Raw genomic sequence first — 2,747 nt, 5'->3', positions numbered from 1 at the left:
CACGGGTGTTGTTCCTGCGGAGCTACCGACGTATCCCTTCCAACACCAGCGCTACTGGGTGCCGGAGCCGGAGAGCAAGCCCGGCGCTGCGGCCGGGCCACAGGATCCCGCCGAGGCCGAATTCTGGGCCGCCGTCACCGACGAAGATCTCTCCGGCCTGACTGCGGCCCTGGACGCCGACGACGACGTGGAGGCACTGCTCGCGCCGGCCCTCCCGGTGCTCTCCAGCTGGCGGCGGCGACGGCAGCGGCAGAACCAGATCGACAGCTGGCGCTACCGGCTGGCCTGGCAGCCGCTCCCCGGCGGTTCGACCGGACCCGCCCCCGGCACCTGGCTCGCGGTGACCCGCCCCGGCCTCGCCACCGGCATCGCGGCGGCACTCGACGACGCCGTGGCCCGGCACGGCGGAAGGGTCGTCGAAGTCGTCATCGACCGGGACACACCGGTGGCCGAAGCGATCGCCACCTCGCTCGCCGAGGTGGGCTTGCCGGACCGGATCGTTTCGCTGCTCGGGCTCGACGACACGACCGACGACGCATACCCGGCGAGCGCGAACGGGTTGCGTGACACCGTTGCGCTGATCCAGGCGCTCGACGGTGTCTCCGCGCCTCTGTGGTGCCTCACGACCGGCGCCGTCAGCATCGGCCGCTCCGACCCGTTGCGTGAGGCCGGCCAAGCGCAACTGTGGGGCCTGGGCCGGGTGGCCACCCTGGAACACCCGGACCGATGGGGTGGGCTCCTCGACCTTCCGGAAGGACTCGACGAACACGCCGCCGACCGGGTGGTGGCGGCGATCAGCGGCGGTTCCGGCGAGGACCAGTTGGCCGTACGCTCGTCCGGCCTCTTCGCCCCGCGCATGCAGCGGATGGCCGCTGAGCCCGCCCTCGGCCGGTGGCAGCCACCCACCGGCACCATCCTCATCACCGGCGGGACCGGGGCGCTCGGTGGCCGCCTGGCCCGGTGGCTCGCCGCACAGGGCGCCCAGCATCTCCTCCTGCTCAGCCGCCGCGGGCCGGGCGCGACCGGTGCCGGGGAACTCGCCGCCGACCTGCGTGCGGCCGGCGTCGGCGTCACCATCGCCGCCTGCGACGTCGCCGACCGTGCCGCGCTGTCCGCGGTCCTCGACACCATCCCCGCCGACCGGCCGCTCAGTGGAGTCGTGCACGCGGCCGGCACAATCGAGCCCGGCCTGATCGAAGACCTCACGGCGGATGCGCTGGATTCCGCGCTGCGGTCCAAGGCAGTGGCCGCGCGCCACCTCGACGAACTGACCGCCGACGCCGGCCTGGGCCTGTTCCTGCTGTTCTCCTCCGGTGCGGGCATCTGGGGCAGTGGCGGACAAGCGGCGTACGCGGCCGCGAACGCTTACCTGGACGCGCTGGCTCTGCGGCGTCGGGCGTCCGGCCGAACCGCCACCGCCGTGGCGTGGGGGCCCTGGGCGGGAGACGGTATGGCCGGTGGGGACGCCGGCGACCAGCTTCGGCGGCGCGGGCTGCGGGCGATGCCGGTGGACGCGGCGCTCACCGCCCTGGCCGGCGTGCTCGCCGGTGACCTGACCACGCTCACCGTCGCCGACATCGACTGGGCCACGTTCGCGCCCTCCTACACGGTGCACCGGGACCGGCCGCTCATCGCCGAGCTCCCGGAGGTGCGAGAACTCGCCCAGGAGGACCGGCCGGGCACCCCGGGTGACAGCGTCGCCGGATCGCCGCTGGCCCGGAAGCTGGCCGGTCTCTCCCCCGCCGACCGGGAGGCGGCCCTGCTCGACCTGGTTCGCGGCGAGGCCGCCAAGGTGCTCCGCCACGACACGCCCGCGCAGGTCGAGCCCGACCGGGCGTTTCGTGAACTCGGCTTCGACTCGCTGACCGCGGTCGACGTACGCAATCGGCTCAGCACCGCGATCGGGCTCCGGCTCCCGGCGACGGCCGTCTTCGACCATCCGACCGCCCGGCGGCTGGCGGCCTACCTCGGAACGCGGCTCGTACCGGAGACGGAGGCGGCGCCGACCTCTGGCCCCGCCCGCGCCCCGGCCGGCGCCGACGAGGCGATCGCGATCGTGGCCATGGCCTGCCGCTATCCCGGCGGCGTCCGCTCCGCCGAGCACCTGTGGCGTCTCGTCGCCGACGGAACCGATGCGGTCGGTGACTTTCCCCGCGACCGCGGCTGGGATCTGGACGGCCTCTTCGACCCCAGTGGTGAGCGGCCCGGCACCTCCTACGCGGCCGAAGGGGCCTTCGTGCACGACGCCGGGGATTTCGATCCGGGGTTTTTCGGGATCAGTCCGCGTGAGGCGTTGGCGATGGATCCGCAGCAGCGGTTGTTGCTGGAGGTGTCGTGGGAGGCGTTCGAGCGGGCTGGTATCGACCCCCATTCGGTACGCGGCAGCCAGACCGGCGTCTTCGTCGGAGCCTCCCCACTCGGATACGGCTCCCAGCAGGCCGCGGCGACCGACGGCTATCTCCTGACCGCGAACACGGCGTCGGTCATCTCCGGGCGCATCTCGTATCTGTTCGGCCTGGAGGGGCCGGCGGTGACGGTGGATACGGCGTGTTCGTCGTCGTTGGTGGCGTTGCATCTGGCGGTGCAGTCGTTGCGGCAGGGTGAGTGTGATCTGGCGGTGGTCGGGGGAGCGGCGGTGATGGCCACTCCAGCGGCGTTCGTGGAGTTCAGTCGGCAGCGGGGGTTGGCTGCGGATGGTCGGTGCAAGTCGTTTGCGGGTGCGGCTGATGGCACTGGTTGGGGTCTGT

At 73.0% G+C, this 2,747-nt stretch carries 1 protein-coding gene; it reads left to right on the top strand.

Going from position 1 to position 2,747, the window contains the following annotated elements; genetic code table 11:
• Window positions 1–2,747, top strand: a 2,747-nt coding sequence (locus E1258_RS34175; RefSeq protein WP_207919899.1) for an SDR family NAD(P)-dependent oxidoreductase, incomplete at both ends; no start/stop codon positions are given.

It is taken from the genome of Micromonospora sp. KC207, from assembly GCF_004348615.1.
Classification (GTDB): domain Bacteria; phylum Actinomycetota; class Actinomycetes; order Mycobacteriales; family Micromonosporaceae; genus Micromonospora.
Note: the sequence above shows the minus strand (reverse complement) of the source record. Positions and strands in the feature narration are given on the sequence as shown.